The sequence below is a fragment of the Shewanella carassii genome, from assembly GCF_002777975.1.
GTDB classification, from domain to species: domain Bacteria; phylum Pseudomonadota; class Gammaproteobacteria; order Enterobacterales; family Shewanellaceae; genus Shewanella; species Shewanella carassii.
This window is the reverse complement of record NZ_NGVS01000033.1, coordinates 91,351-106,778: the sequence shown is the minus strand read 5'-3', so window position 1 is coordinate 106,778 and position 15,428 is coordinate 91,351. Positions and strand designations below refer to the sequence as shown.

13 protein-coding genes are annotated in these 15,428 nt (G+C 52.3%); 2 read left to right on the top strand and 11 right to left on the bottom strand.

Annotation, left to right across the window (positions count from 1 at the left end; all coding sequences use genetic code 11):
• Positions 1-17 precede the first annotated feature (17 nt).
• The 11 genes from lpxD to rpsB form a co-directional block, all read right to left on the bottom strand.
• Positions 18-1,043: a UDP-3-O-(3-hydroxymyristoyl)glucosamine N-acyltransferase gene (gene lpxD / locus CBE72_RS16725; protein WP_100145171.1), complete on the bottom strand. Its 1,026-nt coding sequence runs from the start codon at positions 1,041-1,043 to the stop codon at positions 18-20.
• A 4-nt stretch (positions 1,044-1,047) separates the two neighbouring features.
• Positions 1,048-1,545 carry an OmpH/Skp family outer membrane protein gene (locus CBE72_RS16720; RefSeq protein ID WP_100145779.1) on the bottom strand — a complete coding sequence of 166 codons (498 nt, stop codon included), beginning with the start codon at positions 1,543-1,545 and terminating at the stop codon, positions 1,048-1,050.
• A 58-nt stretch (positions 1,546-1,603) separates the two neighbouring features.
• Positions 1,604-4,087: an outer membrane protein assembly factor BamA gene (gene bamA, locus CBE72_RS16715; RefSeq protein WP_100145169.1), complete on the bottom strand. Its 2,484-nt coding sequence runs from the start codon at positions 4,085-4,087 to the stop codon at positions 1,604-1,606.
• 31 nt (positions 4,088-4,118) lie between these two features.
• Complete coding sequence (gene rseP / locus CBE72_RS16710) at positions 4,119-5,501, bottom strand: sigma E protease regulator RseP (protein WP_100145167.1); 1,383 nt, start codon at positions 5,499-5,501, stop codon at positions 4,119-4,121.
• Positions 5,502-5,516: 15 nt separating this feature from the next.
• The gene (ispC, locus tag CBE72_RS16705; RefSeq protein ID WP_100145165.1) at positions 5,517-6,707 is read right to left on the bottom strand and encodes a 1-deoxy-D-xylulose-5-phosphate reductoisomerase; all 1,191 of its coding nucleotides are present in this window, start codon (positions 6,705-6,707) and stop codon (positions 5,517-5,519) included.
• Between the two features lie 4 nt (positions 6,708-6,711).
• Entirely contained in the window at positions 6,712-7,569 is an 858-nt protein-coding gene (locus tag CBE72_RS16700) for a phosphatidate cytidylyltransferase (protein WP_100145163.1), read from the bottom strand.
• Between the two features lie 20 nt (positions 7,570-7,589).
• Positions 7,590-8,417: a polyprenyl diphosphate synthase gene (gene uppS, locus CBE72_RS16695; RefSeq protein WP_100145777.1), complete on the bottom strand. Its 828-nt coding sequence runs from the start codon at positions 8,415-8,417 to the stop codon at positions 7,590-7,592.
• 84 nt (positions 8,418-8,501) lie between these two features.
• Positions 8,502-9,059, bottom strand: coding sequence for a ribosome recycling factor (gene frr, locus CBE72_RS16690; RefSeq protein WP_039034775.1), 558 nt, complete (start codon positions 9,057-9,059; stop codon positions 8,502-8,504).
• A gap of 28 nt (positions 9,060-9,087) precedes the next feature.
• Positions 9,088-9,819: a UMP kinase gene (gene pyrH, locus CBE72_RS16685; RefSeq protein ID WP_100145161.1), complete on the bottom strand. Its 732-nt coding sequence runs from the start codon at positions 9,817-9,819 to the stop codon at positions 9,088-9,090.
• Between the two features lie 69 nt (positions 9,820-9,888).
• Positions 9,889-10,740 carry a translation elongation factor Ts gene (gene tsf, locus CBE72_RS16680; protein WP_100145159.1) on the bottom strand — a complete coding sequence of 284 codons (852 nt, stop codon included), beginning with the start codon at positions 10,738-10,740 and terminating at the stop codon, positions 9,889-9,891.
• Positions 10,741-10,872: 132 nt separating this feature from the next.
• Positions 10,873-11,601, bottom strand: coding sequence for a 30S ribosomal protein S2 (gene rpsB / locus CBE72_RS16675; protein ID WP_025010979.1), 729 nt, complete (start codon positions 11,599-11,601; stop codon positions 10,873-10,875).
• Positions 11,602-12,016: 415 nt separating this feature from the next.
• On the opposite strand from rpsB, the gene map reads away from it, so the two are divergent.
• Positions 12,017-12,820 carry a type I methionyl aminopeptidase gene (map, locus tag CBE72_RS16670; protein WP_100145158.1) on the top strand — a complete coding sequence of 268 codons (804 nt, stop codon included), beginning with the start codon at positions 12,017-12,019 and terminating at the stop codon, positions 12,818-12,820.
• Positions 12,821-12,840: 20 nt separating this feature from the next.
• The gene (glnD, locus tag CBE72_RS16665) at positions 12,841-15,420 is read left to right on the top strand and encodes a bifunctional uridylyltransferase/uridylyl-removing protein GlnD (protein WP_100145156.1); all 2,580 of its coding nucleotides are present in this window, start codon (positions 12,841-12,843) and stop codon (positions 15,418-15,420) included.
• Positions 15,421-15,428 lie beyond the last annotated feature (8 nt).

The following is a 15,428-nucleotide window of genomic DNA, read 5'->3' as shown; positions in this document are numbered from 1 at the left end:
CTTAACACGCAGCGGTATTAATCTTGGGGTTTAACGGTTTTTTCCAGGGTCTTGACCCGCTGGAACAGCTCGTCCAACTGACGGAAGCGAACCGTATTTTTACGCCATAGCCTGTTGGGCATGGCCACAGTGGCCGAGGAGTATACCCCAGGTTCACGAACATCGTTAGTAATGTTGGTGCTGCCGGTGACGTGCACCCCATCCGTAATGCTCAGATGGCCGGAAATCGCGCAGTTGCCACCAATAATACAATGCTTACCTATAGTCACGCTGCCTGCCAGTACAGTGCAGCCGGCAATCGCAGTGTTGGCCCCTATGATATCGTTGTGAGCTACTTGCACCTGGTTGTCGATTATCACGCCATCATGAATTTCAGTATGGTCGATCGCGCCGCGATCTATAGTAGTACCGGCGCCAATCTCCACTCTGTCACCTATGCGCACACCGCCGGTCTGAGGGATTTTGATCCACTGACCGCGTTCGTTGGCATAACCGAAACCATCGGAGCCGATAACGGCCCCAGAGTGAACGATACAGTTTTGCCCCATATGAACATCGTGATAAACGGTGACATTGGCCCACAAACGGCTGCCTGAGCCTATGATGACATCCTGACCAACCACAGTACCGGCACCTATCTGGACGTTTTCGCCCAAAATGCTGTTGGCGCCGATGACCACATTGGCTCCAACCGCAACGCCCTCACCCAGTTTGGCACTGGGATGAATTTGTGCCGAGGGATGGATATCCTCTGCTGCGGCAGGCGTACTATCCAGCAATTGCGCAACTCTGGCAAAACCGACATAAGGGTCATTGAGTACCAAGGCGTTACCAGCAAAACCGTCCAACTCTTTAGACGAGATCAATACCGCACCAGCCTGAGTCTGCTCCAGCTGGCTACGATATTTGGTGTTGGCCAGAAAGGAGATCTGATCCGGCTGCGCCTTTTCAAGTGTCGCCACCGAGGAGACAGTCACACTGTCATCCCCGCGGACTTCGGCCCCTAACAGCTGGGCAAGCTCTTTCAACGAAAAAGACTTCATCTATTTACTGGCCTTTGCTCAAGGCTTCAACCACTTTAGAGCTGATATCGGCAGCTGGCTTAACATAGACCACAGCGCCGCGTTGCAGTACCATGTCGTACTTCTCTTTTTCGGCAATACTGTTAATGGCCTTCTGCACTTTTACCAGCAGCTTGTTTTGCTCTTCGCCCTGACGGCGACGCAGATCTTCATCCAACGCCTTACCTTTAAGCTGGTAGTCGGCCTTCAGTGATTCCATTTTACGAACCAGTTCGGTCTTTTGCGTTTCGCTCATCAGTGCGGCATCACGCTGTTGCTTTTCCAGCAAACCACGAAGTTCTTCCTGTAGTTTCTGAACTTCAGCCATACGATCACCGAACTCAGTCTTGAGTGCGTTGCTGATCTGCTCACGTTGTGGCAGTTGTTCAAACACGGCGCCCATATCAACAACCGCCAGCTTCTCGGCTTGTGCGGCCAAGGGAGCACCCATCAACATCAGCGTCATCAGTGCGCCGTTTACCATTTTTTTCAAAGTCAGACTCCTTGTTTTTCTTCAGCAATGCTTGCCGAGTTTATGTAATTTAGAAAGTTTTGCCAATATTGAACGAGAAGATCTCGGTCTCGTCATCATCGTATTCCTTAACAGGCCAGGCCAGGCTGAACACCATGGGGCCCATGGGCGACAGCCATTGTAGGCTAAGCCCCCAGGAAGCACGGATACGGCTCGGATCACTGTAGTCGGCCAACTTGGAAAACTCATCTGCCGGCAAGAAACGATAGGAGTCATAATCAAACTCCGTATCCCAGACGTTACCCGCATCGATAAAGAAGCTGGTACGTACTGAGTTGCTATAAGCCTCATCCAGGAAAGGAGTCGGCACAATCAGCTCCATGCTGGCCGTGGCGATGGCGTTACCACCGATAGAACGACCTGAGCTGATGTAAACCTGGTTTGGATCGCCCGGCAGGCTACAACCTTCACCATCCGGATTGGGTCCACAAGGCTCGCTGCCGCGATACAGATAGAAAGCCCTTGGGCCCACTGAGTTGGACTTGAAGCCACGCAATGAGCTGGAACCCCCTGAGTAGTAGTTTTCCCAGAACGGCAGGATCTGGTCGTTGTCATTGAAACCACCGTAGCCATTACCGTAACCCAAACGAGCTCGAGTCAAGAGCACAAAATTATGGCTACGGGTAAGCGGCCAGTAGAAGCTGGTATCGAAGTCTGTCTTGAAGTACTGCAGATCTGAACCGGGAACCGTCATTTTCCCGCTCAAACGCTGGGATGAACCGTCGGTTGGGAAGGTTCCGCGGTTAAGGGTACTGCGATACCACCCCAGGCTGAGTTCGAAGTTGTCGAAGCTCAAGTCAGAGTTGGGGTCATCACTGTCACGGTAAATGTTATAGAAGCGGATCGCCTGCTCATAACTGGAAATCTCAGAAATGGTGTTATGACGATAGCCTATGCCGCCGTTGAGCCTGTTGTACTCGTTGATGGGGAAACCACTGTTGAGTGCAATACCATAGGAGCTGTTCTTATAACGCTCGAGGTTAGCCTCATTGGCATCGAACTCGTTCCAGTAGATGCTGCCACCCAGGCTGACCCCATCCTTGGTGAAATAAGGATCGGTATACGACAGGTTGACGTTCTTGGAGTACTTGTTGGTGTTCAGGTTAATCCCGGCCTGGTTACCCGTACCGAGGAAGTTGGACTGCTGAACCCCGAACTGCAGGCTCATGCCAGACTCGGTACCATAACCTATACCAGCGTTAAAGGAGCCTGATGGCTGCTCTTTCACCTTGAAGGCCACATCCACCAAGTCGTCTGTGCCCGGCACCTGCACGGTTTCAGTATCGACTGTTTCAAAGTAGCCCAAACGGTTGAGGCGCGCCTTGGATTGCTCGACCAAGGCCGAGTTCAACCAAGCCCCTTCCATCTGTCTCAGCTCACGGCGCATCACTTCATCTTTGGTCACTGTGTTACCGGTGAAGTTGATAGAGCGGACATAAACACGCTTGCCGGGCTTAACGTTAACATTCAGGGTGACTTCCTTGGTCTCATCATCGATCTCAGGGAAAGTCTTCACCTCTGGATAGGCATAACCGAAGCGGCCCAGATACTTGCTGTACATCTCTTCGGTAAAGGTCACATCTGCGCCGTTGTACTGTTCTCCAGCCTTGATAGGCAGGATCTCTTTAAGCAGCTCTTCACGGCCCATGAGTTCGCCGGTCAGGTTGACTTCCTTAACCTTGTACTGGTCGCCTTCATCGACATTGATGGTGATGTAAAGGCCCTTACGGTCCGGCGTCATCGCCACCTGAGTCGAGGTCACCTTGAAACGGATATAACCATTATTGTGGTAGTGGGTCTTGATGGTCTCAAGGTCGGCCTGCAGTTTTTGTTTCTGATAACGGCGCTCGCCGAACAGATCCCACCAGGCCACATAGTCTTTGAGCTCCAGCATGCCGATAAGGTCGGCGTCGCTGAAGCGCTCATTACCCACTATGTTAATCTGACGGATTTCGGCCGCCAGACCTTCGGTAAACTTAAACTTAAGTTCTACCCGGTTACGAGGCAGGTTAATCACCTGAGCCTCGACCTTGGCGCCATATTTACCCACGCCGTAGTAGAAGTCCTGCAGGCCCTTCTCAATACCCGAGAGCATAGTGCGATCGAGGGCTTCGCCCACCTTCACACCACTGCCGTCCAGGCTTTCCTGCAACTGTTCATCTTTGATGTCCTTGTTACCTTCGAAGGTCACGGCACTGATGGTAGGTCTTTCACGCACCGACACTATCAGCACCCCACCATCGCGGGACACCTGAACATTTTCAAAGTTACTGGAGGCATACAAGCTCTTTATCGCCTGTTGCAGCTTGAGTTGGTCGACTGTGTCACCCACTTTGACAGGCAAACTCAGCAAGGCCGCACCGAGTGCCACTCGTTGCAAACCTTCAACTTGGATGTCGGTCACTTCAAAAGGCTGGAAAGACTCTGCCCAACCATTCCCTGAAAACGACGCGCCGACTAATAACATCGAGGCAAAAAGTTTATTCAATCGCATAGCGCACTTCTAATTATTTGTCTGTCCTTGCTCAGAGTCGGGCAAAATCATTGAAAAGGGCAATGCTCATCAACATCAGCAGCAACGCCGCCCCAAATCTGAATCCAATTTCCTGTACCCGTTCGGATACAGGCTTACCTGTTATTACTTCCACCAAGTAATACATCAAGTGTCCCCCGTCCAGCACTGGCAACGGCAAGAGGTTAATAATGCCGAGGTTTACGCTTATCAGGGCGAGGAACCCGAGAAAATAGACCAACCCTATGTTGGCGCTGTTACCGGCCCCCTGCGCGATGGAGATGGGACCGCTCAAATTTTTAACCGAAACATCACCGGTAAACAACTTGGCGATCATCTTAAAGCTGACGACCACAAGTTGCCATGTTTTATCTGCCGCCACCGAAATGGATTCAAGCGGGCCATACTGCAGATCCAGCAGCATATTGTCCGGCCACTTGGGGGCTTTAGGCGCCAGGCCGATGACACCTTCCATTTCGCCATTGACACCCTTGCGGCTGTCCGGGATCAGAGTGAAAGTCTGTTGCTCACCACTGCGCTTAACCGTCAGTTGCAACGGCTTACCGGCTGATACTTTAATTTGTCCGACAAAGGTTTGCCAGTCGCTGTATGCCTCACCATTGACGGCCACCAGAATATCCCCGGCCTTGACCCCGGCCTTGGCGGCCGCACCGCCCTCGGTAACCGTCTCCACTTCAGGGATCACATCCGGACGGAAGATATCCAGCCCCAGCGTACTGAAGGGGGATTCTTTTTCCGGATCGAAACGCCAGTTGCGGATATCCAACTGATAAGTACGCCCGGAAGGCTCAAGACCATCGTCAGGCTGAGATATCTGGTCGAGCGGCCTCAGGGTCAAGCTCATACTGTCATCGCCGATATGACCGACCAGCGCCAGATTCACTTCTTCCCAGGTGCGTACCTTTTGCCCGGAAACCGCCACTATCTGCTGAGGGCTATCTATCTGCATCACGGCCGCTGGCGAGCCGGGTCTGACATCGCTGATCACCGGCTTGAGTGAAGGCACGCCGATAAGATACATAATATAGAGCGCGAAAATGGCAAAGATAAAGTTAGCTATCGGCCCGGCAGCGACTATCGCGATACGCGCCCAGACACTCTTGCGATTAAAGGCCTGCTCTTTAAGCTCCTCGGGTACATCCTCGACCCGCTCGTCGAGCATTTTGACATAGCCCCCAAGCGGGATCATGGCTATCACATATTCGGTGCCATCTTTGCCGAGGCGACGCCAGATCGCCTTGCCAAAGCCGATAGAGAAACGCTCTACCTTGACGCCACAGCGCCTGGCTACCCAAAAGTGGCCATATTCATGGGCGGTGATCAGTATCCCCAAGGCGACAATAAAAGCGCCCAGGTTCCATAAAAAATCAAACATCAGACCTTATTTTCCTCACTTGCATCCGGCGATAGCTTCCTCGGCATACTGACGACTTTGGCCGTCCAATGCCAGAATATCCGCTATGGAATTTAAAGGCGATTGCGGCACACGGGCCAAACAGGCTTCATTGACCCGGGCGATATCGGTAAAGCCAATTTCCCCTTTAAGGAAGCTGGCAACGGCCATTTCATTGGCCGCGTTGATGACTGTGGTCGCCTCCTGCCCCGAGGCACTGGCAGTCATTGCCAACTCAAGGCAAGGATAACGGGCAAAATCCGGCTCACAGAAGCTCAATTGTCCGACTTTGAAAAAGTCCAAAGGTTCAACCCCTGAAACAATTCTCTCTGGATAGGCCATGCAATGAGCAATCGGGGTACGCATATCCGGATTGCCCAGCTGTGCCAGCACGCTACCATCCTGATACTGCACCATGGAGTGAATCACACTCTGGGGGTGGATAACCACCTTGAGCTGCTCGGCACTGGCGTTGAAGAGCCAGCGCGCCTCCACATACTCAAGCCCCTTATTCATCATAGTCGCCGAATCGACAGAAATTTTAGGCCCCATAGACCAGTTGGGATGCTTGATAGCCTGGGCCGGTGTCACACTCGCCAGACTGGCAAGATCGGCGCTCAAAAATGGCCCGCCAGAGCCGGTGAGCAGAATAGATGAAATGCCTGCACCTTGAAGATCACAATAGCCCAGCTGTTGCTGCACGGCTTCCGGCAAGCATTGGAAAATGGCGTTGTGCTCACTGTCTACCGGCAACAGAGTCGCGCCCGATTGGCGGGTGGCTTCCATAAACAAACGCCCGGACATTACCAGCGCCTCTTTGTTGGCCAGCAGCACCCGCTTGCCAGCCTTGACTGCCGCCAGCGTTGGCAACATGCCGGCGGCGCCGACTATGGCCGCCATCACGGTATCGACCCGGCTGTGAGCCACCAGCTCAAGTAGTTCTGACTCGCCGGTACTGACGCGGATAGTCGAGGCGGCACCCAAACGCTCGGCCAATGCCTTGGCGGCTTGAGGGCAAACCATATGGGCAATTTCAGGTCGGTGGATTGCACACAACTCGGCCATCTTGTCGACATTGGTATTGGCCACCAACGCATAAACCTGATATGCCGCCGGGTTATGTTGGATCACACTGAGGGTACTGGCACCAATCGAACCAGTCGCTCCTAAAATCACCATGTTTTGCATAGCACTACATCCAGAATGCAATATAGATAAGGGTAAATACAGGCAAGGCTGCGGTCAGGCTATCGATGCGATCCAGCACACCACCGTGACCGGGCAATATAGTGCCCGAGTCTTTGATTTTGGCGGCGCGCTTGAACATGCTCTCAGACAGATCGCCGAGCGCCGAGGCCAGAGCGGTAAATAGAGTCACTGCTATCAGCAGTCCAAGCTCCTGCTCGGGGGAGAAATAACAAACCCCGGCCACCACCACCATGGTGGTCAGCAGGCCGCCTAGTAAACCTTCCAGAGTCTTGGCCGGACTGACATTGGGCATGAGTTTAATCCGTCCCAGCGCCTTACCGGCAAAGTAGGCGCCTGAATCGGCGGCCCATACGGTCAGCATCACCAAGAACACCAGGATACCGCCAAAATAAGGGTCTGCAGGACTGCTGAGCGCCTTGAGGGCAATCAGGGAAACAAAACAAGGTAGCAGGGTCAACTGGCCGAACATGGACTTGAGCATAGGGCTGCCCTGCCAGAGTTTGGCGCTGCGGGGGTAGGAGATCACCAGCACCAAAGAGAATAGCCACCAACAGGCACCGATAAGAATGATGGATAACATGATGGGGTGTAACTGACCTCGGGACCAGACGGCATCGGTCGGTACCAGGAGATTAATCGCCACCAATACTATCGCCAGGGTGGCGGTAAAACTCCATTGAGTGACCTCACAACGGCTGTCGATAATGCGGCCCCACTCCTTCGCCGCAATCAAGAATACCGCCACTAAGGCCCATGAAAAATAACTTGCCGGGAGCAAAAAAATGGTTCCCATCACCAATGGGATTAACCAAGCTGCTGTTATTATTCGTTGTTTTAGCAAAAAATGTCCCTCGTAAGATGTTATACGCTGCGTATTTCTTCTATCTGACTTCCGGTCAGACCAAAACGACGCTGGCGGCTGGCAAAAGTCGCCACTGCCTGGCGAAACGCCTGCTCATCAAAATCTGGCCAAAGGGTGTCGGTAAAGACCAACTCGGCATAAGCCGCCTGCCAGAGAATAAAATTACTGATGCGGTAATCCCCGCCCGTACGGATCATTAAATCAACTTCATGTTGATTTTGCATGCACAAATGTTCTGCCAAGGCCTCTTCGCTGAACTGATTGCTGGTCATTTCACCGGATTCGACTTTTTCGGCCAGTTTACGAGCCGCCTGCATTATGTCCCAGCGGCCACCGTAGTTGGCAGCAACATTGAGGATCAGCTCTGAGTTGGCGGCGGTTTTCTCTTCGGCGGCACGGATCTGCTTTTGCAATCTCTCGGAGAAACGGCTGGTATCACCTATGATGTTCAGCCGAACACCATTTTGGTGCAGTAGCTTGATTTCCCGGCGTAGCACGGTAAAAAACAGTTCCATCAACAGGCTGACTTCCTGATCCGGACGACGCCAGTTTTCACTGGAAAACGCAAACAGAGTCAGTGAACGCACCCCGAGTTGCCTTGCTGTACTCACGGCCCGGCGCACGGCTTTGACCCCGGCCTTATGCCCAAAAACCCTGGCTTTACCCTGGGCCTGTGCCCAACGGCCGTTACCATCCATAATGATAGCCACATGCTGCGGGATAGACTGCTTTACCAGTTCTGAAAGCTGCTCTGGCAAGCACTCTGAAGTCTGGCAGTCACCTGTGCTGGTTGGAGTCTTAGGATCGGCTTCCATATTGGATGACATCTGAATAAACAACCCTTTTAAATAGACAAACGCCGCGTAGTATACCCCTACACGGCGCATCAACTCTAGTTTAGCGAGTCAATATCAGACTTCCATCAATTCCGCTTCTTTTGCGGCCAACAGCTCGTCTATCTTCTTGATATGTACGTCAGTTATCTTTTGTACTTCATCTTCACTGCGGCGTACATCGTCCTCGGTACACTCTTTGTCCTTCTCTAGGTTCTTCACCGCAGAGTTGGCATCACGACGAACGTTACGCACGGCGATACGACCGTTTTCGGCCTCGGCACGCACCACTTTAACCAGATCACGACGACGCTCTTCGGTCAGGGCTGGCAGCGGGATACGGATAGTGGCACCGGCAGACATAGGGTTCAGCCCCAGATCTGAGCTCATGATCGCCTTCTCTACTGCCTGGATCATGCTACGGTCGAACACGTTAACCGCCAGAGTACGGCTGTCTTCAACTGAGATGTTACCCACCTGTTTAAGTGGAGTCATGGTGCCGTAGTAAGACACCTGGATAGAATCCAGCAATGCAGGGTGAGCACGGCCGGTACGCACCTTGGCCATTTGTGCCTTGGTGGCTTCTACACACTTGTCCATACGAACCTGTGCATCTTCTTTAATCGCATCAATCACGTTAAATGTCCTTTTTGCAATCAGTCGGTTATTTCGTTTTGATCAGTGTGCCTTCGTCATCTTCACCCATGATAACCCGGCGCAGCGCACCTGGCTTATTCATATTGAAGACCAATATAGGCATGTCGTGGTCACGGGCCATGGTGAAGGCGGCCAGATCCATGACTTTCAATTCTTTATCCAGAACTTCAGTGTAACTCAGTTCATCATATTTAACGGCTTCAGGATTCTTCATAGGATCATCTGAATATACGCCGTCAACTTTAGTGCCTTTTAGCACGACTTCCGCTTCAATTTCAATCCCTCTCAGGCAAGCTGCAGAATCTGTGGTGCAGAAGGGATTGCCGGTACCGGCAGCAAAAATCACCACGCGTCCGGACTTAAGCAGGCTGATAGCTTCGGCCCAGTTGTATCTATCGCACACGCCATTGAGCGGAATCGCAGACATCAGACGGGCATTAACATAGGCACGGTGCAGCGCATCACGCATTGCCAGACCATTCATCACTGTCGCCAGCATACCCATGTGATCGCCCACCACGCGGTTCATACCGGCCTTAGCCAAGCCTTCACCACGGAACAGGTTTCCACCACCGATGACCACGCCCACCTGAATGCCGAGCTCAACCAGCTCTTTAATCTCCTGGGCCATACGGTCCAGTACCTTGGGATCGATACCGAAGCCTTCTTCACCCATCAGGGCTTCGCCACTCAGTTTCAGCAGAATACGTCGAAATGCAGGTTTTGGATTGGTGCTCATCTTTTTCTGTCCTGGTCATAACAAGACCGCAGCAGTTGCTGCGGTCTTGGGAGGGTTAAGAATTGGCGATTAAGCCTTTTTGGAAGCAGCGATTTGGGCAGCTACTTCAGAAGCGAAATCTTCTTCTTTCTTCTCAATACCTTCACCCACTTCCAGGCGGATGAAGTTAGTCACAGTGGCGCCTTTCTCTTTCAGAATTTCGCCAACAGTTTTCTTTGGCTCCATGATGAATGGCTGACCAGTCAGAGAAACCTCACCGGTGAACTTCTTCATACGGCCGGCAACCATCTTCTCAGCGATTTCCTGAGGCTTGCCTTCGTTCATAGCGATTTCAACTTGAACGGAACGCTCTTTTTCAACCACTTCGGCTGGAACGTCTTCTGGGTTAACGTACTCAGGCTTAGAGGCAGCAACGTGCATTGCGATGTGCTTCAGCGTTTCTTCATCGGCTTCACCGGTAACAACAACACCGATACGATCGCCATGACGATAGAAAGCCATCTTGTCACCGTCGATGTACTCAACGCGACGAACGTTGATGTTTTCACCGATCTTGGCAACCAGGGCAACACGTGCTTCTTCGAACTGGGCTTTCAGATCTTCAACAGATACTTTGGCAGCAGCGGCAGCGTCCAGAACTTCATTGGCGAAAGCCAGGAAGTTGGAGTCTTTAGCTACGAAGTCAGTCTGGCAGTTAACTTCAACCAGAGCAGCATAACCAGCACCGTTTTTGATCAGGATAGTACCTTCGGCAGCGATGTTACCGGCTTTCTTGGCCGCTTTAGCCGCGCCGCTCTTACGCATGTTATCGATTGCAGCTTCGATATCACCGTTAGTTTCGGTCAGGGCTTTTTTACAATCCATCATGCCTGCGCCAGTACGGTCGCGCAGTTCTTTAACCAGGGCAGCAGTAATTGCCATTGTTAAATCCTCTATTGATAATTCGACAAATTTAACCTGTTGATAAGCAGGTATAAAACAGGGGCCATATGGCCCCTGTTAACCAATCATATCTCTTGGTTAATAAGGGTGATGTACTAGCATCGCACCTTATTATTCAGCTTCGATGAAACCGTCTTCTTCAGCTTGAACAGCCAGGTCCTGACCACGGCCAGCTTTAGCAGCAGCAGCTACAGACTCTGCATACAAACGGATTGCACGCATAGCGTCGTCGTTACCAGGAATGATGTAGTCAACGCCATCTGGAGCAGAGTTGGTATCTACTACGGCAACAACTGGGATACCCAGGTTGTTGGCTTCTTTGATAGCGATGTGTTCATGGTCGGCACCGATAACGAAAATGGCGTCTGGCAGACCGCCCATGTTCTTGATACCACCCAGAGACTTCTCAAGCTTTTCCAGCTCACGGGTACGCATCAGCGCTTCTTTCTTGGTCAGCTTGTCGAAAGTACCGTCAACAGACTGGGTTTCCAGATCTTTCAGGCGCTTGATTGACTGACGAACGGTTTTCCAGTTGGTCAGCATACCGCCGAGCCAGCGCTTGTCCACATAGAACTGCTCGCAAGATACGGCAGCTTCTTTGATGGCTTCACTGGCAGCGCGCTTGGTGCCTACGAACAGGATTTTACCTTTTTTAGAAGCAATGTTGCTGATGAAAGCCAGAGCTTCATTGAACATTGGCACAGTGTGCTCGAGGTTGATGATGTGTACACCGTTGCGAGCACCGAAGATGAAAGGCTTCATCTTAGGGTTCCAGTAACGGGTTTGGTGACCGAAGTGTACACCGGCCTGGAGCATATCGCGCATTGAAACTGTAGTCATTTTCTATACCTTAATTTAAGGGGTTAGACCTCCACGCATCCCATGTCTTCGACCCTTTGGCCAAGCCGCGGGCACCCCGAAGAATGTGTCGATACGTGTGTGATTTAGTATTTAGGTTAAATGCCATGTATAATGGCCGCCATCTTTACTCTGACCTGCCAACGAAATGGGATCCCCACCGAAGGCAGCCCGACTTGAAGTCAATTCGAACTCCTAGAGTCGTCAACTCAAAGTCACTTAGAGTCAAACATAACGGCGCGCTTTATACCATAAATCGCCGGCAAACACAAACTTTTTACCGCTCTCATGTCGGCCTTCAACCCAGTTCAAAGCCACGTCAGGAGCGTTATTTTACCGTTTCACAAACAAGGTGCCTCGCCCCGAGCCTGGGCACTCGTTATTAAGAGAAAACCCCATGAGTATAGTCATCAAGACAGCAGACGAAATTGAGAAAATGCGCGCCGCCGGCAAGCTGGCAGCCGATGTCCTAGAAATGATCGCCCCGCACGTCAAGGTCGGCGTCAGCACTAACGAACTCAATGATCTCTGTGCCAAATACACCGAAGAACAAGGCGCCATCTCAGCACCGCTCAACTACCATGGTTTTCCCAAGTCCATCTGCACCTCTATCAATGAGGTGATCTGTCACGGTATTCCCAGCGATCGCGTGCTCAAGGACGGCGATATTCTCAATATCGATATCACTGTCATCAAAGATGGTTACCATGGCGACACTTCCAAGATGTTTCTGATAGGTGATGTCAGCCCGAAAGATCGTCGCCTGTGTCGTATCGCCCAGGAGAGCCTCTATGCCGCCATTCGCAAGGTTCGCCCCGGCATGCAGCTGGGTGAAATTGGCACCACAATTGAAAAATTCATCAAGGCCAGCAAATCAGGCCTGGACAAATATTCAATCGTGCAGGATTACTGTGGTCACGGTATCGGCGCCGGCTTCCACGAAGAACCACAGGTCGTGCACTACAGAAACAATGACAAGACCATATTGCGCCCCGGCATGTGCTTTACCATTGAGCCGATGATCAACGCCGGTCGCCATACTTCTGTACTGAATAAGGATGACGGCTGGACTGTCACCACTTCAGATGGTAAAAATTCGGCTCAGTGGGAACACACTCTGTTGATCACCCAGACAGGTGTAGAGGTTCTGACGCTGCGTGCCGAGGAAGATTTCCCGAGGATCATCAATCACGCCAAATAAGGCGTCACCCAAGGAATAGAATGAGCACAGCGCTGGCAGCCAAAACGGCACTTTGTGAGCAGAATCAAGCCCTGTTTGACAGGTTTACCTCGCGCGAAAAGATAGTCGAACTGGTGGCCAGCCGCTGTCGCTTTGTCGATAAGCAACTGATTGAACAATGGCAAGCCGAAGGGTTAAATGCTTATCCCATCGCCCTCATTGCCGTCGGCGGCTACGGCCGCGGTGAGCTGCACCCATACTCGGACATAGATCTGCTGTTTCTGGTGGATGACAACCTAGACCCGGCAGCCGAGAGTAGGCTCAGTGCCTACATCGCCTTTCTCTGGGACGCTGGTCTTGAAATAGGCCACAGTGTCAGAACCCTGGAAGAAACCCTGCAACAGGGACGTCAGGACATCACCATAGCCACTAACCTGCTCGAAGCCAGATTGCTCACCGGTCCAGAAATCCTGTTTGATACCCTTTACGATAAAATTCGCGAGCATCAGTACTGGCCCTCAAGCGAATTTTTCAATGCCAAGCGTAACGAACAGCGTGCCCGCCACGCCAAAGCCAACGCCTTCGATCTCGAACCCAATATCAAGACCTGCCCGGGTGGCCTGAGGGATATTCAAACCATAGCCTGGGTCGCTATGCGCCACTTCGATGCCGCCAAACTTGAAGAGTTGGTCGGACACGGCTTTTTGGAGCAGGTAGAACTCGAGGAGCTGCTGGAGTGTCAGCACTTCCTCTGGGAGCTGAGATTTGCCCTGCACCTGGCATCGGGCCGTGACGAAAACCGTTTGCTGTTTGACTTGCAGCGCCAGGTAGCCGGCCTAATGGGCTACGAAGATGCCACCCAACTGGCAGTAGAGCAGATGATGAAGCGCTATTACCGCACAGTGCGGCGGGTGATGGAGCTCAACGAGATGCTGCTGCAACTGTTCAAACGCGCCACCCTGGGGCACACTCAGGCGCTGGAAATCCAGCCTATCGATGAACACTATCAGCGCCGCGGCCGCTTTATCGAGGCTTTGGACTTGGCACTGTTTGACGAGCCGGAAGAGATCGTCAGGCTGTTTTTGCATGTGGCCCGCAACTCCAACATTCAGGGAATTTACGCCCCAACCCTGAGGGCCCTGAGAAGAGCCAGACGTGCCCAGCCGCAACCTCTGATGGCTAGGGAAGGTTGCCGCGGAGTGTTTATGGAGATCCTCAAACATCCTCGCGGTATTGCCGCCCTATCACTGATGCACAAACATGGGGTGATGTCGGCTTACTTGCCAGCCTGGCGCGCCATTGAAGGCCAGATGCAGTTTGACCTCTTCCACGCCTACACTGTGGATGAACATACCCATAGGCTGCTGCTCAATATCGAAAAGTTTGCCCAAGTGGAACAAAAAGAGGAGTTCCCTCTCGGCTCGGTACTGATTAATCAGTTACCGAAAAAGGGGCTGCTGGTATTGGCGGCCATTTTCCACGACATCGCCAAGGGGCGCGGTGGCGATCACAGTAAACTCGGCGCCGTTGATGCGCTGGAGTTTTGCAAATTGCATGGTATTAATGATCACGATGGCCGCTTGGTCAGCTGGTTGGTAGAGAATCATCTGTTGATGTCGATTGTCGCCCAGCGGCGGGATATTTCCGACCCGGAAGTGGTGGCCGACTTTGCCGACAAGGTTCGTGATGCGGTGCACTTGAGTTATCTCTACTGCCTAACGGTGGCCGATATCTGTGCCACCAATGAAAAAACCTGGAACAACTGGAAGGGCTCCCTGCTCAGGGACCTCTATTTTTCCACCCAAAGGGTGTTTGCCCGCGGTAAAGAAAAGCCAGTGGATATCCGCGCCCGGGTGCGGGAACATCAGGCCAAGGCAAAAAAAGAACTGCTGCGGCGCGGCTTCAAGGAGAAGACTCTCGATCTACTGTGGCAGAGGTTCAAGGCCGATTATTTTTTGCGCCACCAACCCAATCAAATCGCCTGGCACGCCGAAGCGATCCTCAAGCACAAACAAGATGAGCCGCTGGTGATGGTATCCAAACACACCACCCGTGGCGGCACCGAGCTGTTTATTTACTGTCAGGACAAACCCAAGCTGTTTGCCACCGTGATGGCGGTGCTGGACAACAAGAATATCAATGTCCATGATGCCAATATCATGACATCCAAGGATAATTACGCCCTGGATACCTTTGTGATCCTCGAACAGGACGGCAAGGCAGTCAGTCAGCTGTCGCGGATACAAAGCATACGCAAGGCCCTTGGCAAGGCACTCAGTGGCGAACAACCCAAGATCCCGCGCTTTCGCAAGTTGTCGCGCAAGATGAAACCTTTTAAAGTTCCGACTCAGGTCAGTTTTCTGCCGACCCGCCGCCATGGTACAAGTATGATGGAGCTGATAGCCTTGGATAGCCCGGGCCTGCTGGCCAAGATAGGTGAAACCTTCTATCGCTGTGATGTTACCCTGCTGGCGGCCAAGATCACCACGATAGGCGAACGCGCCGAGGACTTTTTTATTCTACAAACCAATCAGGGACTAGCACTGGATGAAGCCCAGCAACAAAGGCTGCAAGAGTCACTGATCAGTGCCCTGTCCCAATTCGGGACCCCAACAACCTAAGTAAACGG

What these genes read in the sequence shown, in the direction of transcription:
- bamA (WP_100145169.1), bottom strand. Translation starts at nt 4,087, where the DNA reads ATGCGATTGAATAAACTTTTTGCCTCGATGTTATTAGTCGGCGCGTCG.
- lpxD (WP_100145171.1), bottom strand. Translation starts at nt 1,043, where the DNA reads ATGAAGTCTTTTTCGTTGAAAGAGCTTGCCCAGCTGTTAGGGGCCGAA.
- map (WP_100145158.1), top strand. Translation starts at nt 12,017, where the DNA reads ATGAGTATAGTCATCAAGACAGCAGACGAAATTGAGAAAATGCGCGCC.
- ispC (WP_100145165.1), bottom strand. Translation starts at nt 6,707, where the DNA reads ATGCAAAACATGGTGATTTTAGGAGCGACTGGTTCGATTGGTGCCAGT.
- uppS (WP_100145777.1), bottom strand. Translation starts at nt 8,417, where the DNA reads ATGTCATCCAATATGGAAGCCGATCCTAAGACTCCAACCAGCACAGGT.
- rpsB (WP_025010979.1), bottom strand. Translation starts at nt 11,601, where the DNA reads ATGACTACAGTTTCAATGCGCGATATGCTCCAGGCCGGTGTACACTTC.
- glnD (WP_100145156.1), top strand. Translation starts at nt 12,841, where the DNA reads ATGAGCACAGCGCTGGCAGCCAAAACGGCACTTTGTGAGCAGAATCAA.
- rseP (WP_100145167.1), bottom strand. Translation starts at nt 5,501, where the DNA reads ATGTTTGATTTTTTATGGAACCTGGGCGCTTTTATTGTCGCCTTGGGG.
- CBE72_RS16720 (WP_100145779.1), bottom strand. Translation starts at nt 1,545, where the DNA reads ATGGTAAACGGCGCACTGATGACGCTGATGTTGATGGGTGCTCCCTTG.
- tsf (WP_100145159.1), bottom strand. Translation starts at nt 10,740, where the DNA reads ATGGCAATTACTGCTGCCCTGGTTAAAGAACTGCGCGACCGTACTGGC.
- pyrH (WP_100145161.1), bottom strand. Translation starts at nt 9,819, where the DNA reads ATGAGCACCAATCCAAAACCTGCATTTCGACGTATTCTGCTGAAACTG.